14 protein-coding genes are annotated in these 17447 nt (G+C 41.2%); 9 read left to right on the forward strand and 5 right to left on the reverse strand.

Annotated features, from left to right (window positions below; translation table 11 throughout):
- The first annotated feature begins 5 nt into the window (after nucleotides 1–5).
- The gene (locus NLF99_RS03055; RefSeq protein ID WP_254526670.1) at nucleotides 6–1223 is read left to right on the forward strand and encodes a glycosyltransferase; all 1218 of its coding nucleotides are present in this window, start codon (nucleotides 6–8) and stop codon (nucleotides 1221–1223) included.
- An 874-nt stretch (nucleotides 1224–2097) separates the two neighbouring features.
- Here NLF99_RS03055 and NLF99_RS03060 read toward each other — a convergent pair.
- Entirely contained in the window at nucleotides 2098–2508 is a 411-nt protein-coding gene (locus NLF99_RS03060; protein WP_254526671.1) for a hypothetical protein, read from the reverse strand.
- 219 nt (nucleotides 2509–2727) lie between these two features.
- Complete coding sequence (locus NLF99_RS03065) at nucleotides 2728–3915, reverse strand: MFS transporter (RefSeq protein WP_302328282.1); 1188 nt, start codon at nucleotides 3913–3915, stop codon at nucleotides 2728–2730.
- Nucleotides 3916–4014: 99 nt separating this feature from the next.
- Between NLF99_RS03065 and NLF99_RS03070 the strand changes: the two genes are divergently transcribed.
- From NLF99_RS03070 to NLF99_RS03085, 4 genes are all read left to right on the forward strand, one after another.
- Nucleotides 4015–4800, forward strand: a complete 786-nt coding sequence (locus tag NLF99_RS03070; protein ID WP_185212872.1) for an AraC family transcriptional regulator — start codon at nucleotides 4015–4017, stop codon at nucleotides 4798–4800.
- A 65-nt stretch (nucleotides 4801–4865) separates the two neighbouring features.
- Complete coding sequence (locus tag NLF99_RS03075) at nucleotides 4866–5918, forward strand: sugar phosphate isomerase/epimerase (protein ID WP_254526673.1); 1053 nt, start codon at nucleotides 4866–4868, stop codon at nucleotides 5916–5918.
- 591 nt (nucleotides 5919–6509) lie between these two features.
- Nucleotides 6510–9998, forward strand: coding sequence for a SusC/RagA family TonB-linked outer membrane protein (locus NLF99_RS03080; protein WP_185212870.1), 3489 nt, complete (start codon nucleotides 6510–6512; stop codon nucleotides 9996–9998).
- Nucleotides 9999–10015: 17 nt separating this feature from the next.
- Nucleotides 10016–11386, forward strand: a complete 1371-nt coding sequence (locus NLF99_RS03085; RefSeq protein WP_185216108.1) for a RagB/SusD family nutrient uptake outer membrane protein — start codon at nucleotides 10016–10018, stop codon at nucleotides 11384–11386.
- A gap of 53 nt (nucleotides 11387–11439) precedes the next feature.
- Here NLF99_RS03085 and NLF99_RS03090 read toward each other — a convergent pair whose 3' ends face one another.
- Both NLF99_RS03090 and NLF99_RS03095 read right to left on the reverse strand, forming a co-directional pair.
- Nucleotides 11440–12636: a YCF48-related protein gene (locus tag NLF99_RS03090; RefSeq protein ID WP_254526674.1), complete on the reverse strand. Its 1197-nt coding sequence runs from the start codon at nucleotides 12634–12636 to the stop codon at nucleotides 11440–11442.
- A gap of 12 nt (nucleotides 12637–12648) precedes the next feature.
- Nucleotides 12649–14457 carry a hypothetical protein gene (locus NLF99_RS03095; protein ID WP_185212868.1) on the reverse strand — a complete coding sequence of 603 codons (1809 nt, stop codon included), beginning with the start codon at nucleotides 14455–14457 and terminating at the stop codon, nucleotides 12649–12651.
- Nucleotides 14458–14759: 302 nt separating this feature from the next.
- Here NLF99_RS03095 and NLF99_RS03100 point away from each other — a divergent pair, with 302 nt between their 5' ends.
- From NLF99_RS03100 to NLF99_RS03115, 4 genes are read left to right on the forward strand one after another with little or no spacing between them, the layout of a single operon-like run.
- Nucleotides 14760–15098, forward strand: coding sequence for a DUF4870 domain-containing protein (locus tag NLF99_RS03100; RefSeq protein ID WP_254526675.1), 339 nt, complete (start codon nucleotides 14760–14762; stop codon nucleotides 15096–15098).
- Between the two features lies 1 nt (nucleotide 15099).
- Nucleotides 15100–15522: a DUF3592 domain-containing protein gene (locus tag NLF99_RS03105; RefSeq protein WP_185212866.1), complete on the forward strand. Its 423-nt coding sequence runs from the start codon at nucleotides 15100–15102 to the stop codon at nucleotides 15520–15522.
- 10 nt (nucleotides 15523–15532) lie between these two features.
- A complete protein-coding gene (locus NLF99_RS03110) occupies nucleotides 15533–16069 on the forward strand; it encodes a hypothetical protein (protein WP_254526676.1) in 537 nt (178 codons plus the stop codon).
- Nucleotides 16070–16073: 4 nt separating this feature from the next.
- A complete protein-coding gene (locus tag NLF99_RS03115) occupies nucleotides 16074–16964 on the forward strand; it encodes a hypothetical protein (protein ID WP_254526677.1) in 891 nt (296 codons plus the stop codon).
- Between the two features lie 74 nt (nucleotides 16965–17038).
- Here NLF99_RS03115 and NLF99_RS03120 read toward each other — a convergent pair whose 3' ends face one another.
- Complete coding sequence (locus NLF99_RS03120; protein WP_185212863.1) at nucleotides 17039–17296, reverse strand: hypothetical protein; 258 nt, start codon at nucleotides 17294–17296, stop codon at nucleotides 17039–17041.
- Nucleotides 17297–17447: the final 151 nt, after the last annotated feature.

The raw sequence follows: 17447 nt of genomic DNA on the forward strand, positions 1-17447 counted from the left end.
GCAGCATGGGAAAAAGAATGCTTATCATCGGTTTGGTATGGCCTGAACCGACCTCCTCTGCGGCAGGTTGGCGAATGCTGCAACTCATCGATCTATTTAATTCCCAAGGATTTGAAATCACCTTTGCCTCAGCCGCCAGTAAATCTGAACATAGCTTCCCCTTAGAAGCCAAAGCTGTAGCTGAGGTTGAGATCAAACTGAACGACTCCTCCTTTGATGAATTTATCAAAGATCTAAATCCAGACTTTGTACTTTTCGACCGTTTCATGATCGAAGAGCAATATAGCTGGAGGGTGGCGCAGGCCTGTCCTCAGGCTATACGCATTTTGGACACCGAAGACCTGCATTTCGTTAGGCAAGCACGCCAAGAAGCCTATAAAAAAGGATTAGATTTCAACGCTGACATGCTCTATTCCGACCTGGCGAAACGGGAATTGACCGCCATTTACCGCTCGGATCTCAGTTTGATCATATCCGAATATGAAATGAAGCTCCTTCAGGAAGAGTTTGCCATCAATCCACAAATATTAAGCTATTTACCTTTCCAGATCCAACATCAAGAACAGGAACAATTAGGATTTGAGGATCGGGAACATTTTACCTTTATCGGCAATTTCCTCCATGAACCTAACTGGAAAACCGTACAACGCATCAAGGAAATCTGGCCTTCGATTCGAAAGCAATTACCTAAAGCAGAAGTGCATATCTATGGCGCCTATCCCAGCGAAAAGGTTTGGCAACTCAACCAGCCAAAGCAAGGCTTCCGTATTATGGGAAGGGCCGAGCATGCAGTAGATACCCTAAAAAAATACCGCATTTTATTGGCTCCAATACCTTTCGGCGCAGGACTGAAAGGCAAATTTATCGATGGCTTGTTCGCTGGGATTCCATCAATCAGTAGCAAGGTCGGCGCAGAAGCCATGTTTAACGGCCATGAATGGCCAGGTGAAATTGCAGATGAAACCGATGAAATTGTTGACAAAGCCGTCTCGCTGTATAAAGACCAGCATGCATGGGAAAGTGCAGCAAATAGATCACAGCAGATTTTAGAATCCTTGATCGATCCAGATTGGGGTAAAGACTTCATAACCGCCCTTGAAAAAATCCAACAAGCACCCGATACCCACCGTCGCAAAAACATGATAGGCCAAATTCTCTGGTCCAATCAATTCCTTTCCAGCAAATACCTATCCCAGTGGATTGAAGAAAAGAACAGGAAATAAGAACCGCAGCCGCTCTTTCAACGGGTTTTGAACCAGGATGCCCATCGGCTTCGCTCAGGGTACGGGATGAGAGGATGGACCAAGATCATGGAATGAACCAAGATGCAAAGGATAAGAGGATGGACCAAGATTTGAAAAAGCCACCCCCTCTGGAGGTTGTACAGCGCAAAAAAATGTCCCTTTCTGTGTTACTCTGACGAAGGAAGGGTCTCGGAATATTACAGACCTAATCAATTTAAATATTACGGATAGTATTGGCGTACGGTTTCTTAACCTTCGGTTAAGAATGACAAGATCTAGAGGAGGAGAACCGTACAGATTCCTCACTGATCGTTCAGAATAAAAATGCGCTAAGGAGGGATTCAGAGTGAAACGAAGAATCTATTTTTATTTTTTTAGGATCGCCGTCATTTCGAAATCGTAAGATGAGAAAACTATTTCAAATGAAGTTTGGATAGTTTCGAGACCCTTCGGGGAGCCCTCAGGGTGACACAAAAAGGGTATAGAAAAATATTCCACCCCGCTAGGGGTTTTCTACAAACATTTCACCTTCCGAAGGAAGCTCTTTGCCCCCGGCTCATTTCCAATGGCGGAAAAATGGAAAGAATGCCGTTGCCCTGTGCGATGGGTTTGGCCTTGGATGCTTTCAAGAAATTCTCCCATCAAAAGGGAGAATTTTGAAGAACGGCATCCTCGACATCAAGGCATTCTTTTCATGTGTGATGGATGGTGCGAAAAGCCATCTTAAATGAGCCGAAGCCTTTTGGTTACTTTTGGGCTTCAAAAGTAACGAAGAAAACCATTTGGCTAGCCCTAAAAACAAAAAAGGCACACCCGTAAAACGCATGTGCCAGTTCTCAAAATTAAGTTTAACCTAACGTCTCGTAAATACTATTGTTCTAGTTGTTGTACCAGTTACATTAACACCAGTGAATTTCTTGATTGAACCAATCAAGCTCTCTTGGATTTGATAAGTTACCCCATCAAAAATTAACGTTTTCTTTTCTGGCATTGAATAGGGAATTGCAGGAGCAAAATTTGCATCCTTCAGCATAATGTATGCGTTGTTGTTTGCCCTGAATTCGATGTATTGTGTTTCATCGTCACCTACCAAGGTATCTACCTCTGGTTCTTTACCCTCTTCTTTGGTCGTTTCCACTACAGAAAACCACTTGTTTGCACGAAGTAAATTCAATGCAGTATCACGTTCAGCATAGTTTAACGTCTCCTTGCTACAAGAAGCCAATCCTATTGCCATTAACCCCAAAATCATTAACTTTTTCATAATGCTTGTAAAATAGTTTCTATATAAATTTTCAATTTACTCCTCGGGCATACTTCCAATCATTATGCCAAGAACTGTTAAGAAAATGAATGAAGCCTTTGTAATAGAATAACATTCTATCGATTTTATGCTCATAACCAAGAGTTAAGGCTGAAAATTGGATAAAAAAAACACCTTTGAAAAATATTATCAAAGGTGTATCCATCGCTATTGAATTAATTAATTCGCTATTGAGGTCTGTTGTTTTCGATGATATAATAGATAATATAAAAGCAAGGTCAAGAGGATCAACCCGCTTACGATCATATACATTTTTGCATAGCCAAAATAGGATGCCACGACGGCCAGAGCAAAGGCTCCCAAACCAAATCCACTGTCATAAAACAGAAAGAAGGTTGCTGTAGCCGAACCGGCTTTGTCCACAGGACTTAATTTGATGGTGATGGTCTGGAAACTTGGGAATATCGCACCGTAAGCTACCCCTAGAATCACACCGGAAAGTAAGATCTGGAACATGGAAGTAGCTGATCCCATGATCATCAGGCCAAGGGCAAATATGATCAATGAAGGTATGATCAAATAACTAGGTCCCTTGGAATCCAATAACTTCCCTATGATGGGGCGGGTTACCATGATGCTGATAGCGAAGGTGATAAAATAATACATAGCCGCTATCGGCATGCCTAACTCGGTCGTATAAACCGCCATAAAGGAGATAATGGAGGAATATGAGAAAGCAAACAACATCGCTGAAATGCAGACCGGGACGGCCTTCATTTCAATAAAGTTTGAAAAACTGAATTTCTGCTTTCCAACTTTGGCAGGTACTGCGTGTTTAACTGTTTCTGGATTTTTTATGAACAAGGTCAATAGCCAACTTATGACCGAGAAGATTGACGCCACAAGGATCAAGACCTCGAAGCCAAATGAATTTAAGATATACAGTCCCAAAGCTGGCCCAAGCACCATGGAGAGGCTCATCGCCAAGCCATAATAGCCAACTCCCTCGCCCTTTCTGCTATTGGGAACCATAGTGATGGCCATGGCGGCATGTGCCGTTGTGGCAAGCGAATGGAAAACCCCGTGTATCATCCGAACAAGCAGCAATGGTACTATGGCATGAATCCCAAGATACATAAATGAACAGACCACAAATAAAAACAGGGTAATAACGGAAATCTTTTTAGATCCGATTCGATCTGAAATCACCCCGGAAAACGGACGTAACAATACAATCCCCAACAGATAAACGGAAACAACCAAACTCATGTCTCGAGCAGTACCGCCCATATGCTGCTTGATCGCCAATGGCATGGATGATAACAGCATATAGAAGTTTACAAAAAGAAAGAAACAGCCTAAACAGGATAATATAAAATCCCTCGTCCAAATTTTATTCGTATTCATATTGAGGCACAAAGGTCCACAATTAACACTAGCTGTTTTTTATATAATGGGACATAAATTATATTTTTCTAGCCAAACCTTTCTATCTTTGACCTTACTATGGAAAAGGATTTCTTAAAATGGGTAAGTACAGAGGATCAGCAGGTCTTGACCTTTCAGATGAAACCCGAACATTTCGATTTCCATTCTCACGCCAAAGCCCAGCTTACCCTTTTGGAGGGTGGTCTAACCTATTTGCATACAAGAGAAAAGGCTTATTTTATTCCTTCCTATCACTATGTATGGATACCTCCACATTTGGAGCACAAATTTAGCCATCAGCGTGAACAACATGTACTGGTCCGGAACCTTTATATCCCATTAAGTAAGAAACAGCTCAAACCTTTCCATCAGGAAATCGGGATTTTCCCAGCACATCCCTTGATTATTGAAAGCCTAAAATTCTGCGGAACTTCGGTTTTCAACAAAGGAGAGGAACAACACAACTTTCTTCATTCCATGGTTCAGCTACTTCCTCAATTGAGTCCCATGCGGTTCAGTTTATCCTTGCCAACATCCAATCAACATCAACTCAAGCCCATACTTTCCTATATCAGCAATATGCTCCATACCGATCTGCGATTGGAAGTCGTTGCGAAAAAATTCAATCTCGGTGTACGGAGCTTGAGCCGATTGTTTGAGCAGCATCTACATACCTCATTCTTGCAATTTGTCAAGACCGCCCGCATCATCCGTTCCATTGAATTAATCCTTGCCAGAGAAAGGAGCATCAGCGAAATAAGTTATGCCGTAGGCTATAAAAGCATCGCTTCCTTTTCCAACACCTTTCTCCAGACGACGGGCAAAAGACCTACAGATTTTGCAAATGATTTGTTACTGAAATAGAATTTAGTGTTTCAAATACACTATATAACGGATTGAATTGTTATATTTAGTCAAACTATTTTTTTATGAAAACATTAAAAGGACCGGGCATTTTCCTAGCCCAATTTATAGCCGATGAAGCACCGTACAATAATTTAGAAACCATTAGTAAATGGGCGAGCTCATTGGGTTTTAAAGGTGTACAGATCCCGACTAATGAACCAAACTTCTTTGATGTGCAGAAAGTTGCGGAAAGCAAAACCTATGCAGATGAAATCAAGGGAAAACTTAAAGAACAAGGGGTTGAGATTACAGAGTTATCTACCCACCTTCAAGGTCAATTAGTGGCGGTTCACCCTGCCTATGATAAACTTTTTGATGGATTCGCTCCTGAAAAATATAGAAATAACCCTAAGGCCAGAACCGAATGGGCTATCGACCAATTGAAGTTAGCGGCCAAAGCTTCAGCTAACCTGGGCCTTAATGCCCATGCGACATTCAGTGGAGCCTTGTTATGGCATATGGTCTATCCTTGGCCTCAACGTCCTGCCGGTGCAGTCGAAACAGGCTTCAAGGAATTAGCAAAAAGATGGCTTCCAATTTTGGATGAATTCGACAAAAATGGCGTGGATGTTTGTTACGAAATCCATCCCGGTGAAGACCTACATGATGGGGTAAGTTATGAGCGCTTTCTAGAAGCGGCAAACAATCACCCAAGAGCTTGCTTACTATACGATCCATCCCATCTATTATTACAGGGCATGGATTATTTAAGCTATATCGATCATTACCATGAGCGTATCAAGATGTTCCATGTTAAAGATGCGGAGTTTAACCCAACGGGTAAACAAGGTGTTTATGGCGGTTACTCAGGCTGGGTAGAACGCGCAGGAAGGTTCCGTTCATTAGGAGATGGACAGGTGGACTTCAAGGGAATCTTTAGTAAACTGGCTGCTTATGATTTTGATGGATGGGCAGTAATGGAATGGGAATGTGCCTTGAAAAATTCGGTTGATGGTGCAACAGAAGGTGCAGAATTTATCAAGAACCATATTATCAAAGTTACCGATAAAGCATTCGACGATTTCGCAGCAACTGGAGCTGATGAAAACTTCAATAGAGAAATATTAGGTATTTAATCGCCTATAAAATATAAGATCTGAAACAGTAGTAGCCCCAAGCTGCTGCTGTTTTTTTTATGTATATTGATCCGGTCAAGGAAATTTATTCAAGCATGAAATCTTTGGCAATAAAAATGACCAATTTTTAATCCAAGTAAATCCCTAAATAAGTTGTTGATCTGAATTGGACCTTATTCGAGACACATTCCGAATTTTAGCAATATGGCTCGAATATGGGTAAAACCATTCTCGAAGAATCTTCCCCAAACTCACTCCATTTTTCTTTAATCCCGAAAAAGTTTTCACAGAAAAATACAGCTTTTAAGTGAATTATTGGATGCCGTTTCTAGCCGGAATTCTATCCATTTTAGCTTAATTATTAAGTATTTAATAAAAGTATCTTTTGTCTTAAATTGTTGTTATTTTAATTATTTCACATTTTTTAACAACAAAAAAGGTTTGTTGGCGTTTAAGTATTACGTATCAATGTAACAAACTTGATATAATGGTTATCAATAAAGCACTAATCCTTGTTCTCGCAACAAGTTTTGATAACCAACTTTTGAGCGGAATTCTATTAAGAAAATTACCCTGATAAATAATTAACATATGATGCAAATCCTTTACCGTTCGCTTTTCTTAGCATGTGCTCTCATGCTCTTTTGCCATCAAGGACGGGCAAGCGCCACAGAAAAGAATCACAAACTAGAAACAAACTTTAAAATCAATCCCCACCATCCTTCCATTGATTCCTTAGATATCATTGGTAAGATTACTGACTCCACTGGAACAGCCATTGAGGGCGTAGTGGTAACAGAGCAGGGGACAACAAACAGTGTGCTATCCAATGAAAATGGCGAATACAAAATCGCGGCCAACCCAAATGGGATGTTGGTCTTTTTAAAATCGGGATTTGCCACACAGGAAGTTCATGTCAACAACCAAAAACAGTTGGACGTGAAGATGCTGGTTGCAACTCCAGAAACGGAAGCTGCTGAAACAGAAGGCACAGAACAAACCGATAGTTCGGCAACCCAAACGGACAGTACCCAAGTACAGACCGACAGTACACAGACGGCAGTTGCGACAGACAGTACCGCACAGACCGATGCGGCTGTTGCAGCACCTACTGGTCAAAATGTGATCACAGGTACAGTTAGCGGCCCATCAGGCCCTCTTCCGGGAATTACCGTGAAAGTAGTCGGAACGGATCTAAGTGCCAGTACCGATGAAAATGGTAAATTCCAGATCGCTGCCGATGCAAAAAGTAGGATCCGTTTTTCGTCCGTAGGCTACAAGACCATTACCCAGACTGTGGGAAACCGAAAGGATATCCAAGTTGTGATGGCGACAGAAACCAATACGATTGAATCCGTTCAGGTGGTTGCTGTAGGTTATGGAACGATGAAAAGAGCAACCCTACCAACGGCGGTATCCAGTATCGGTGCCAATGAAATCGAAGATGAGGTATTGCCTAGTGTAACCCAGGCCATCCAAGGTAAAGCCGGTGGTGTACAGGTTACCCAAAAATCGGGTTCACCAGGTGGTGGTATCAGTATCCGTGTTCGTGGTACAACCTCCATCAATGCCAGTTCTGATCCACTATATGTGGTAGATGGAATCCCCGTGAACAGTACGACCAACTTTACAGGTGGTTCCACGTTTGATTTCGGTGGTGGTACCCAAGGGATCAATGTGCTGTCATCCATCAACCCTTCGGATGTTCAATCCATTGAGGTCCTGAAAGATGCGGCCTCTTCATCCATCTACGGTTCCAGAGCGGCTAATGGTGTGGTATTGATCACTACGAAAAAAGGACTTGCTGGACAGAGCCAGTTTACATTCAACATGTATGAAGGTTTCTCCCAAGTTCCGAAAGAAAGATATTATGACTTCATGAATACGGCACAGTACCAAGATTACATGAAAGACTATTATAGAATCTTGCAAGAGCAAGATCCGTCAAAGCCTATCCCTGATCAAATCTTTGCTAACCCAGGTATCAATACCGATTGGCAAAATGCAATTTTCAGGACTTCTCCAACCAGGAACTACGAGCTTGCAGCAAGTGGTGGAAGCGATAAGACACAATATTATACTTCGGTTGGTTACATGAAACAAGGCGGTGTATTGCTTTCTTCAGATTTTGACCGCTTAAGTGGGCGCTTGAACTTAAATCACCAACACAGTGACAAGTTAAGATTCGCGACCTCGATCAATTTGACCAGAGCGACAAACCATCGTGTACAGGAAGAGAATTCGAAAGAAGGATCGACCAAATCGGGGATCTTCTCTCCACCGAATATTCCGGTATATGGTGAGAATGGCAATTATTACTATGACCAAGTCAGGTTGACCAGGGAGAACCCAGTTGCCATGCTTGAATTGCCAACAAATAAGGCACAGACTTACCGCATCTTGGCAAATGCCAGTGCAGAATATAACATCATCCCTGAATTATTGTTGAAGACCAGTTTTGGTACAGATTTAAGCTTTATTGATGAGACTTTCTTTATGCCCCCAACTGGTTTGCGTTCATATGCCAGTCAGGGTGGTATAGGAGCAAGCAGAAGTACGCGTGACCAATTATGGATCAATGAGACGACCTTGACCTTTGACAAGACCATGGGAGACCATTATATCAATGCATTGGGAGGTTTCTCGGTTCAAGGTTCTCGTTTAGAATTTACCCATGCACAAAGGACCGGATTCCCGAACAATGATATCCCTTATGTAACTGCAGGGGGTGTGATCACCGGAGCCAATGCATATCCAGAAGAATGGGCCATTGCATCAGGTTTTGCAAGAGCATCTTATGTGTACAAAGACAAATATATTGTCAATGCGAATGTTCGTATGGACGGTTCATCACGCTTCGGTTCTGACAACCGTTGGGCAGTTTTCCCATCCATGGCTGCAGCTTGGAGGATTTCTGAGGAAGACTTCCTGAAAGACAACAGCACGTTCAGCGACTTGAAATTGAGAGCCAGCTGGGGTATCACCGGTAACCAGAACATCGGTAACTATGCCAGCCGTTCATTATACTCAAGCGGAAACAACTACATGGGCCAAGCCGGTTTTATTCCAAACGTACTTGGTGACAAGGGTTTGAAATGGGAAACCACAAGACAATGGAACGTGGGTGTAGATGCTGGTTTCTTCAATGATAGGATTTCCTTATTGGCAGATTACTACTACAAGAAGACCACGGATCTGTTGATCGGTCTACCGATCTTGACCAGTTCAGGATTTATCAACCGTTTCACCAACTCTGGAGATATTGAAAACAAAGGTTTCGAATTTGAATTAAGCAGCAAAAACTTAGTGGGCGAATTCAAATGGAGCACATCCCTGAACATGACTTTCAATAGAAATAAAGTTTTGGCTTTGCCAGAAGGACTGACTGAAATGCGCGGTGGTGTAGGTGATCTGAACAGAGCTGTTCCAGGAATGCCATTAGGTGTTTTCTATGGCTGGAAAGCTTTGGGTGTTAATCCAGAAACAGGTATGATCGATTACCTAGGCAAGAATGGTGAAGCAGTAGCACCTACAAATTATGAAGACCATGTGATGATCGGTGATCCGAATCCACAGTTCTTTGGTGGTATCAGCAATAACTTTGAGTACAAGAATTTTGACTTGAGCATTTTAGGTCAATTCTCTTATGGCAATGATATCTTCAACTACAACTTGGCATCGGGTCTAGAGGGCTTCAACCCGAGTTCTAACCAGTTTGTTGATTTTGTAGACAGATGGCGCGAACCGGGAGACATCACGGATGTTCCAAGACCAGCACCGGGAAGCTTAGACAATGGAGCGGTTTCCTCACGATTTGTAGAAGATGGCTCTTTCTTCAGGATCAGAAATATCACCTTAGGTTATTCCCTTCCTAACGAGATTGCGGAACGCATCAAGATGAAGAGATTACGTTTCTACGTAACGGTTCAGAATGCCTACGTATTTACCAAATACAGAGGATATGACCCAGAGGTTAGTTCTAGCCACGGCGGAGCAAACACAGGTTTAATTTACGGTTATGACTATGGAAGTTATCCACAACCAAGGATTTTCACAACAGGTATTAACTTAACTTTCTAAGAGTCGCGAATATGAAAATGAAAAATAGAATATTATCCATATGTTTCGTTGCATTGACAGCGGTTTCACTGAGTTCATGCAACAAGTTTTTAGACAAAGATCCTTTGGGACAGATTGCAGAAGATGAGTTTTTCAACTCGGAAACGAATGCAAATGCTGCCGTAATCGGTGCATATAGGACCATGACCAGTCCTTTTTCCTATGGTCAGTCCACCTTGGTCGTTCCTGAATTTTCAGCGGTGCATGTAAGGCATTCTGCGGTCTATCCAGAGTATGAGACCTTCGCCAGCCATGAAATCCAAGCTATCAATCCTTGGACTTCCAATATGTGGCAGGCCTTGTACGCAACGATCAATGCGGCAAACAACGTGATCGATGAAGTTCCCAACATGGACGGTTCCATGATCTCGGAAGAAAAGAAAAAGATCTTTATCGGAGAGGCAAAATTCATCAGAGCCTTAAATTACTTTTTCTTGGTCAGAGCTTTTGAAAGGGTTCCCCTAAAATTAAAAGCGACGAAAGAAGGTGATGATATAAAAACTCCTCAGGCAAAGAAAGAGGATACCTACGCACAGATCGTCAAGGACCTAACTGAGGCTATCGCTGCCTTACCGAAGGAAAACCCTTATACTGGCGATGCAGGTAGAGGAAGAGCCTCGCATTGGGGTGCAAAAGCCTTATTGGCCAAGGTATATCTATACCAAGCTGCCTTTACCAATGATTACAAGAAAGCCGCTGACTTGGCCAATGAAGTGATTACTTCGGGAGGTTTCAGTTTGGTGTCAGATTTCAGTACCATCTGGACAACCCAGAATACAAACGAAGCAATCTTTGAACTGCAATTTGATGATCAGGTGACCAATCCATTGGCAGCAGTAGCCAATGATAATCCATCGGTTTTGTTCTTTGCAAAGGATTCAACGGTACTGGACCTGTATGAAGATGCTGATAAGCGAAAAGCATTTACCATCAAAAAAGGAAGCAATGACAACTACTTCATGGGTAAGTTTCCAAACTTTTCGCCCTCAAGCCAAAATGTTACGGTCATCCGATTGGCAGAACTGTATCTAATCCATGCAGAAGCGAAGGCAAGGGTAGACAATAGCGTAAGCCAGGCTGCTTATAATTCATTAAAGATGGTCCAGGATCGTGCCGGAGTATCCAAAGCAATTGGTTCCTTTGGCAGCCTTGCAAATTTCATCACTGCTGTTCAGGAAGAAAAAGAACGCGAACTGATGTTTGAGGGTGAGACCTGGTTCGATTTTGTTCGGACAAAATTGGCGATGAAAAAGTACAAGACATTAACCAAGGAGGAGTTTATGGTCTATCCAATACCTACAGCCCAAATATCTTTAGGTGGAGGATTGACACAGAATCCAGGTTATTAGTAAATAAATGATTCATGGGAAAGGAGGCTGAATGGCCTCCTTTTTTTATGTGCTTATTTATCCTGAACCCGATATAGTTTATCCCGGTCCAAGAGATAAATATGCTCTTTATCTAAAGCATAAATGGCATGTGATTCCCCGATAAAGGTGGAACTATCAGAACGCAATAATGGTTTCAAAGTCATATCTTCTCGATCCAATTTATAGGCAAAGGCTGTACGTCCATCGTCATTATCGGAAGCCATGCTGGTCACATAGATTTCTTGACCTAATCCGGTGATATCGGTAAGGGTTAAATAATCGCCTTCGTTATAGATCTCGATTGGGTTGAAAGGTTTTGGAAAATCCAGTCTTGTCCAGTTTTTGGCCAAGTCGGTCGATCTCCAAAAGGATCTGGAACCTGCTGCAAACAATTCATTGGGATTGACCGACCATAAGGATCGCAGCGTCGCATCCGTATTGTATTGCATATTGGAAGTGATATCCTGCCAGGTTTTACCAGCATCAGTAGTGATATAGGTTATCCCAATGGAATCATCCAAAATAATCCATGTCTTTTGGTCCAAGATAGATAGTTCAACCAAGGCATAATCCTTGAGAACCGACCCTTCCAAATTTATCGCTTCCCAGGTGTTCCCTGCATCTTTGGTCGACATCATGATAGGTCTTCCGTTGTCTTTCCTTTGACCTACCACTATTCCAAAACTATCATTTAAGAAACGGAGCTTATACCAAGCAATGCTTGCCTCCGAGGAGTATAAGGATTGGGAATTGAATACCTCCCATTTTTCAAGATTCTGGTCGGTCCTGAATACATATTTACTTTCTCCTAAAACAAAGATGTGCTCTTTGGTCTTGGCTATACTATGGAAAGCATTTGCAAACCTGGAAAAGTCTAAGCCCTTCCAGTTTTTCCCCGCATCGGTTGTAGCACGTATGCTGAGATTGGTACCACCTACAATCAGACCTTTTTGGGGGCTGAGAAACAATACGTCATTGAAAAAGCTAAAGGAGAGATCATTATTTTGATATAGGATATCGGCTTCCGTCCCATTTGCAGCGTTTTTTATCTTCGATGGCTGAAATGGAATATCGAAACTATAGTTTTCCTTTTCAGTCAATTCGGGAACTTTGTCGATCGAAATGTAATTTTCATTGACCTGAGCTTTGCAGGAGCTAAAAAATGAACAGCTAAGAACCGAAATCAGGATCGCTTTATAGCTCCATTTGATAGTTAGGGTGATTTTCATAGGCGAGGATTTTTAAGACCCAACTTCTTGCAGGAAGGATTCAAGGTCACTGTCTTTGGAAAGACCAAACTTCTGTTTCAATCTATATTTGAACATCCGGACTGATTGGGCTTCAATGTGCAGCACCTGGGCAATCTGCTTGGTTGACATCTGTAAATAGATGTATGCACAGTACCGCAGATCTAATGGAGTCAGTTTTTGGTTCGCTTTTTCAATCAATTGAGAGAAGAAAGTCGGGTGCAATTGCTGGATCTGCCATTTAATATCATCGAAATCTGCATTCAAGAGGGTTTCTTCACGCAACAAACGTTGAATATCGCGCGAATCACCATCCTGCAATTTGGATTGGATCTGCTTGAGCATATCATTTTTGTGCTCAATGATCAGTGAATTGGCAAGGGCTTCTTTTTGTAGCTGTTGATGTTTCAGCTCCAAAAGATCCTGCTCGGCCTTTAACCTAGCTTGCTCTTCCCTCTCCAACTTTACCTGCATTTCGGCATTCAACTCAGCATCTTCTTTTTCCATCGCCAATTTCTTTTCGCGTTCGATGGAATAACGAAGTTTGAAGTGATAGGACCTAAACATAAAGGCCAAGCCAAGGGTGGCCAGTATAGCCAATCCACCATAGAGGTAGTTCTGTCTCTGGCGCAAATCAGCCGTTTCTCCCAAAAGCTTTAGTTGTTGATCTTTTTTCTCGGTTTCATACTGGATTTCCAGCTTTTGGGTATTGGTAATCTGCTCCTGATCGAAGTTCTGTTTCAGGACGCTTTCCGACTTTTTCTGGTAATTCAGCGCAGAGGTGATATCACCCTTTTTCTCAGAAAGGTCTGCAAGATGCTTATAGAGCAGGTATTCCAATCGGAACAGGGAATTATCCCTTCGGGAGTCCAATCGGCTGACTCCCTGGATCAGATATTGTTCTGCCAAGGCAATATTTCCTTCTTTGATAGCAAAATCACTTTTGATGCCGTATATGTTGATCCATCTGCTGAACCTCGCGCGATCGTTTTTAAGTTCTATTTCCGCTTCATCCAAATACTTATAGGCTTGTTCCTTTCTCTTGGCAATCGGGCCATTATCAAACTCCAGATAATAGTTGGCCAAATTAATGGATGCCACAACAAAGGTATTGCTGCTCACCTCGGCAGGAAATTGCTCAAAGAGTTGATAGGCCTTTTCCAGGTGGTAGAAATTGCTATCGATATCCTTTTGTTCATTGGTCTTCCTATATCTATTTAAGTACACGCTGGCAAAACCGAGATGGACATTGGCGATGTAGTTCTTATTATTGGTCTTTTTGGCGTATTTATCACATTCTTGGATATAATGCTGCATTTTGTCGTTTTCATCCCAACCTGTGTAAGTCGCATAGATCAAGTAGTTGAAATAATAATTGAGATTATCTACGTTCTTTTCATTTTCCAAAAGCTTGAGGGCTTCCTTGGAATCCTTGATGACTTCATCAGTCAGGTTCAGGTAGCTATTTAAGAATGCTTTCGCTCTTAAAGCCATCGCTTTGCTGATGGGGCTATTGGTTTTGTCCTGTTGCTCGATGACGATATCTACGGCTTGACTTCCCAGTTTCAAGCTGTCCCTTTCCAATAGGATTCCGCTCTTGAAGGTATTCAGATAGATAAGATCATCGGGTCCATTGGCGGGATTCTTAAGGGCTTGGTTAAGGATTTCTAAAGATTTATCGTCCTGATTTTTCAGGTTTAGGAGCTCCACTTGCTTCACCACATCCTCAGTGCCATCGAGTAGGCTTTGTCCCCATACCGTAACCGTATTAAGCAAAAGAAAAAGGATCAGGATATTTCTCATATGGATAATTGAACAAAAATTGGAATTGGCAATCTATTATTTTTTTTTGATAGAATGGTTTCTTCAGGAAAGAATCAAAAACCTAGCCAAGGAATTATAGCCCTGTAAGCCAGATTGTTGCGTTTTCTGTATATACTTTGTATATACAGAGTTGGAGCCTGTATACAGATTGTGCTCAACCGTGTGCTGAAGTTTCCAAAAATGTTTAAGAAATTTAAATTGAAGAAAAGAGAGCTTTAGAGTTCCGTAATTAGGTTACAGAGAGAAAGGCTTCACACACATTATTAAATTCAGGAAGGAATATGAGTTCAAAAGCACAAGCAGTATTAAGTTATCTGGGAATCCTTTGGTTGCTGGCCTATTTTGCGGGGAAAAATAATAGGGATCAATTCAGCGCCTACCATTTGCGTCAAGGTCTGGGGTTAATCATCTCCTCCTTTTTGTTCGTGATCATTCTGTCCATATTAATGGCTATAGCTCCATCTATTGCCTTTATTTTCAACTTATTTAGTCTGCTAATTTTTATTTTGATGATTGTTGGCATTCTTCATGCTATTAATAATGTTGAGAAGCCTCTTCCATTTATAGGAGAATATTTTATGGATAAATTCCCTTTTATTGAAAACAACAAAGTAAATTGATATGTCTGCAATTATACATTGGTCATTATTATTTCTGGGTCTGATCCTATTAGGGTTTTCGATTTCCCTATATTTAAAGACAAAGAAAATGTTGGCAAAAGGTGTTTACGGGAGTGCTGTCGTGATAGAGAACAAATTAGTGCGCTCCACGGACGAAAAGGGTACTTCGATGATGTACCAACCTGTGATGGAAATAAAAGCGGGAGAAAAGACCTATCCCTTTAGCCCTAACTTCAGGTCCAATCCGCCTCAATATAAGGTAGGTGAAAAGGTTCCTGTGGTCTATGAAGCTTCAGATCCGCAGTCTGCAAGGATTGTATCTTATTGGGGATTGCACCTGGGCAGTATTATCCTCATGCTTTTTGCCCTGCCGATGCTAACAATTGGCACTGGCTATGTGTTATTCAAATATGGTATCATTTAAACCCTAAATTATGTCTGAACAATGTTCATTATATATCAAAGTAAGGATTTCGAAAGAAGACCTTGATACTTTCCTAAAGGCAAGACCCATTGCAAGTACCATAAACAGTAACTGGCTGGAATGGTGGGACTCTAGGGTGATGCATTCCAAGATGGACCTCAAAAATATTCCGGCATATATCGTTCCTACGAATGGAGACTTTCTTGAGGATATCTTGGAAGATAAATATATAGTTGCTAGACAAGCCTATAAAGATGGGTATTGGTATCTGTTAGGCCTACAGTTTTCCGAAAACTATACGGAGATCTTGCCAATGATCTCTTGGATCAAGGATCTGGCGGCACACCTAGAGCCAGACGCGAAAGGGGTGGCTTTTATTTATGATTATTTATGGGGCGATAAGACGGTCATGGCATACATAGAAATTTCTGAAAAATTAGGGAAATTGAGCCGTACTAGTCGTACAACGGAAATCAACCAGGAGGTCCTTAAGGAGGCTAATGAAATGTTCGAAATCTTATTAAACAGCTTAGAAGACAAAGATTAATACAATGAATGAGGTAAAAATATTCTTTATCATTATTGGGACTTTTTTTATGCGTGAGCAACCCAGCTTGGTTGCAGAGAAGGCCGTGATAAGTGTGGATCCTACTAAAAAGCAGGTGGTTATCGTTCAAAAGAACTTGATATCGACCGTCGAAGAGCAATCTGTTCAGAAAACGGAGGAGTTCCAAAAACTTAAGAACAAGGAGTTGAATTGGGCAAATGAACTCAGCATCTTTAAAAATAAAGAGATCAGCCTTCAAGAAAATGGAAACTCCGTAGCATTGACGGTTTCATTTAACTATGATAAACCCGAAGATCTTAGCATCATTAACATCGATTATAATGAGTCACAATTTTCCACTTTCATCGATGAAAAAATAAAGGGCCTAACTGGAGATTTCCATGTGGAGGAGCCTTATTTGGTTTTTAAAGGGAATAAACCATTCTCCTTTGAGGTCAGTATTTATGACGAGTGGTTAGAATCCGACACGCCTCCTTTACAGTTTAGTAAAGAATTTCTTGGCCAACCTTTGGTCATGAAGAAATCTGATGCCGTCAAAGGAAAAGGCTTGATCCAAACTGCTAACCCTTCAACTTACGGCTCTAATCCTTCCTATATGGATAAAGGTTTAAACCTGTTTTTTGCAGAAGATCAAGATTTTGTCCTGTTGAACGAGGAAACGGAAATTGAGGTCAGCTATTTTGACAATAACACCTTATTGATTCCAATCAATGCGGGTACTGCCCCTGTTAAAGGATTAAATAAAGGAGATAATTATTTTGTCTTCCAAATGGATGACATGAATAATAACCTGACGTTATTTCCTTCAGATAAAAACGGGAAAATAATGGAGGGTAAAACTCCCTTATACTTTAGCACAATGCCAAGGGAGTAAAATAAATGAGGTCCAAGGCTTAGCTTTGGACCAATTAGTTTTTTCCGAAATAATCAGGAATAATATCTTTAGAATTAGGACCTAGAAAGTTCCATTCCAGACTTTAAGATTGAATTGAGTTTGATAAGCTTTAATACCGCTGGAAGGATGACTAAAATCGAAGCAGCCACCAAAACAGAAAGTATTAAAGTTTTTTCTTGTTTAACAAAAAGCCCAACAGTAGTTATTAATAAGGTCATAGCCATTGCTCCGCCACAAATAATAGCGAAAGTAAGCTTGCGTTGTAGGTTCAAATCTCTGATAACCTCACTCATTTTCTTGTTGCTTCCCATAATGCCCAGTATTAATTAAGTATCCTAATCTTGTCAACTGATAGTAGTACAAAAGATGTTTTTCATTTTGTAGCTACAAGTTTACAAAAATAAAATATTAATAATGCAAGAAAAAAATAAAATTGTTTGAACAACAGTTGTTTAGGTAAAT

It is taken from the genome of Sphingobacterium sp. LZ11T8, assembly GCF_024261425.1.
Lineage (GTDB): Bacteria > Bacteroidota > Bacteroidia > Sphingobacteriales > Sphingobacteriaceae > Sphingobacterium.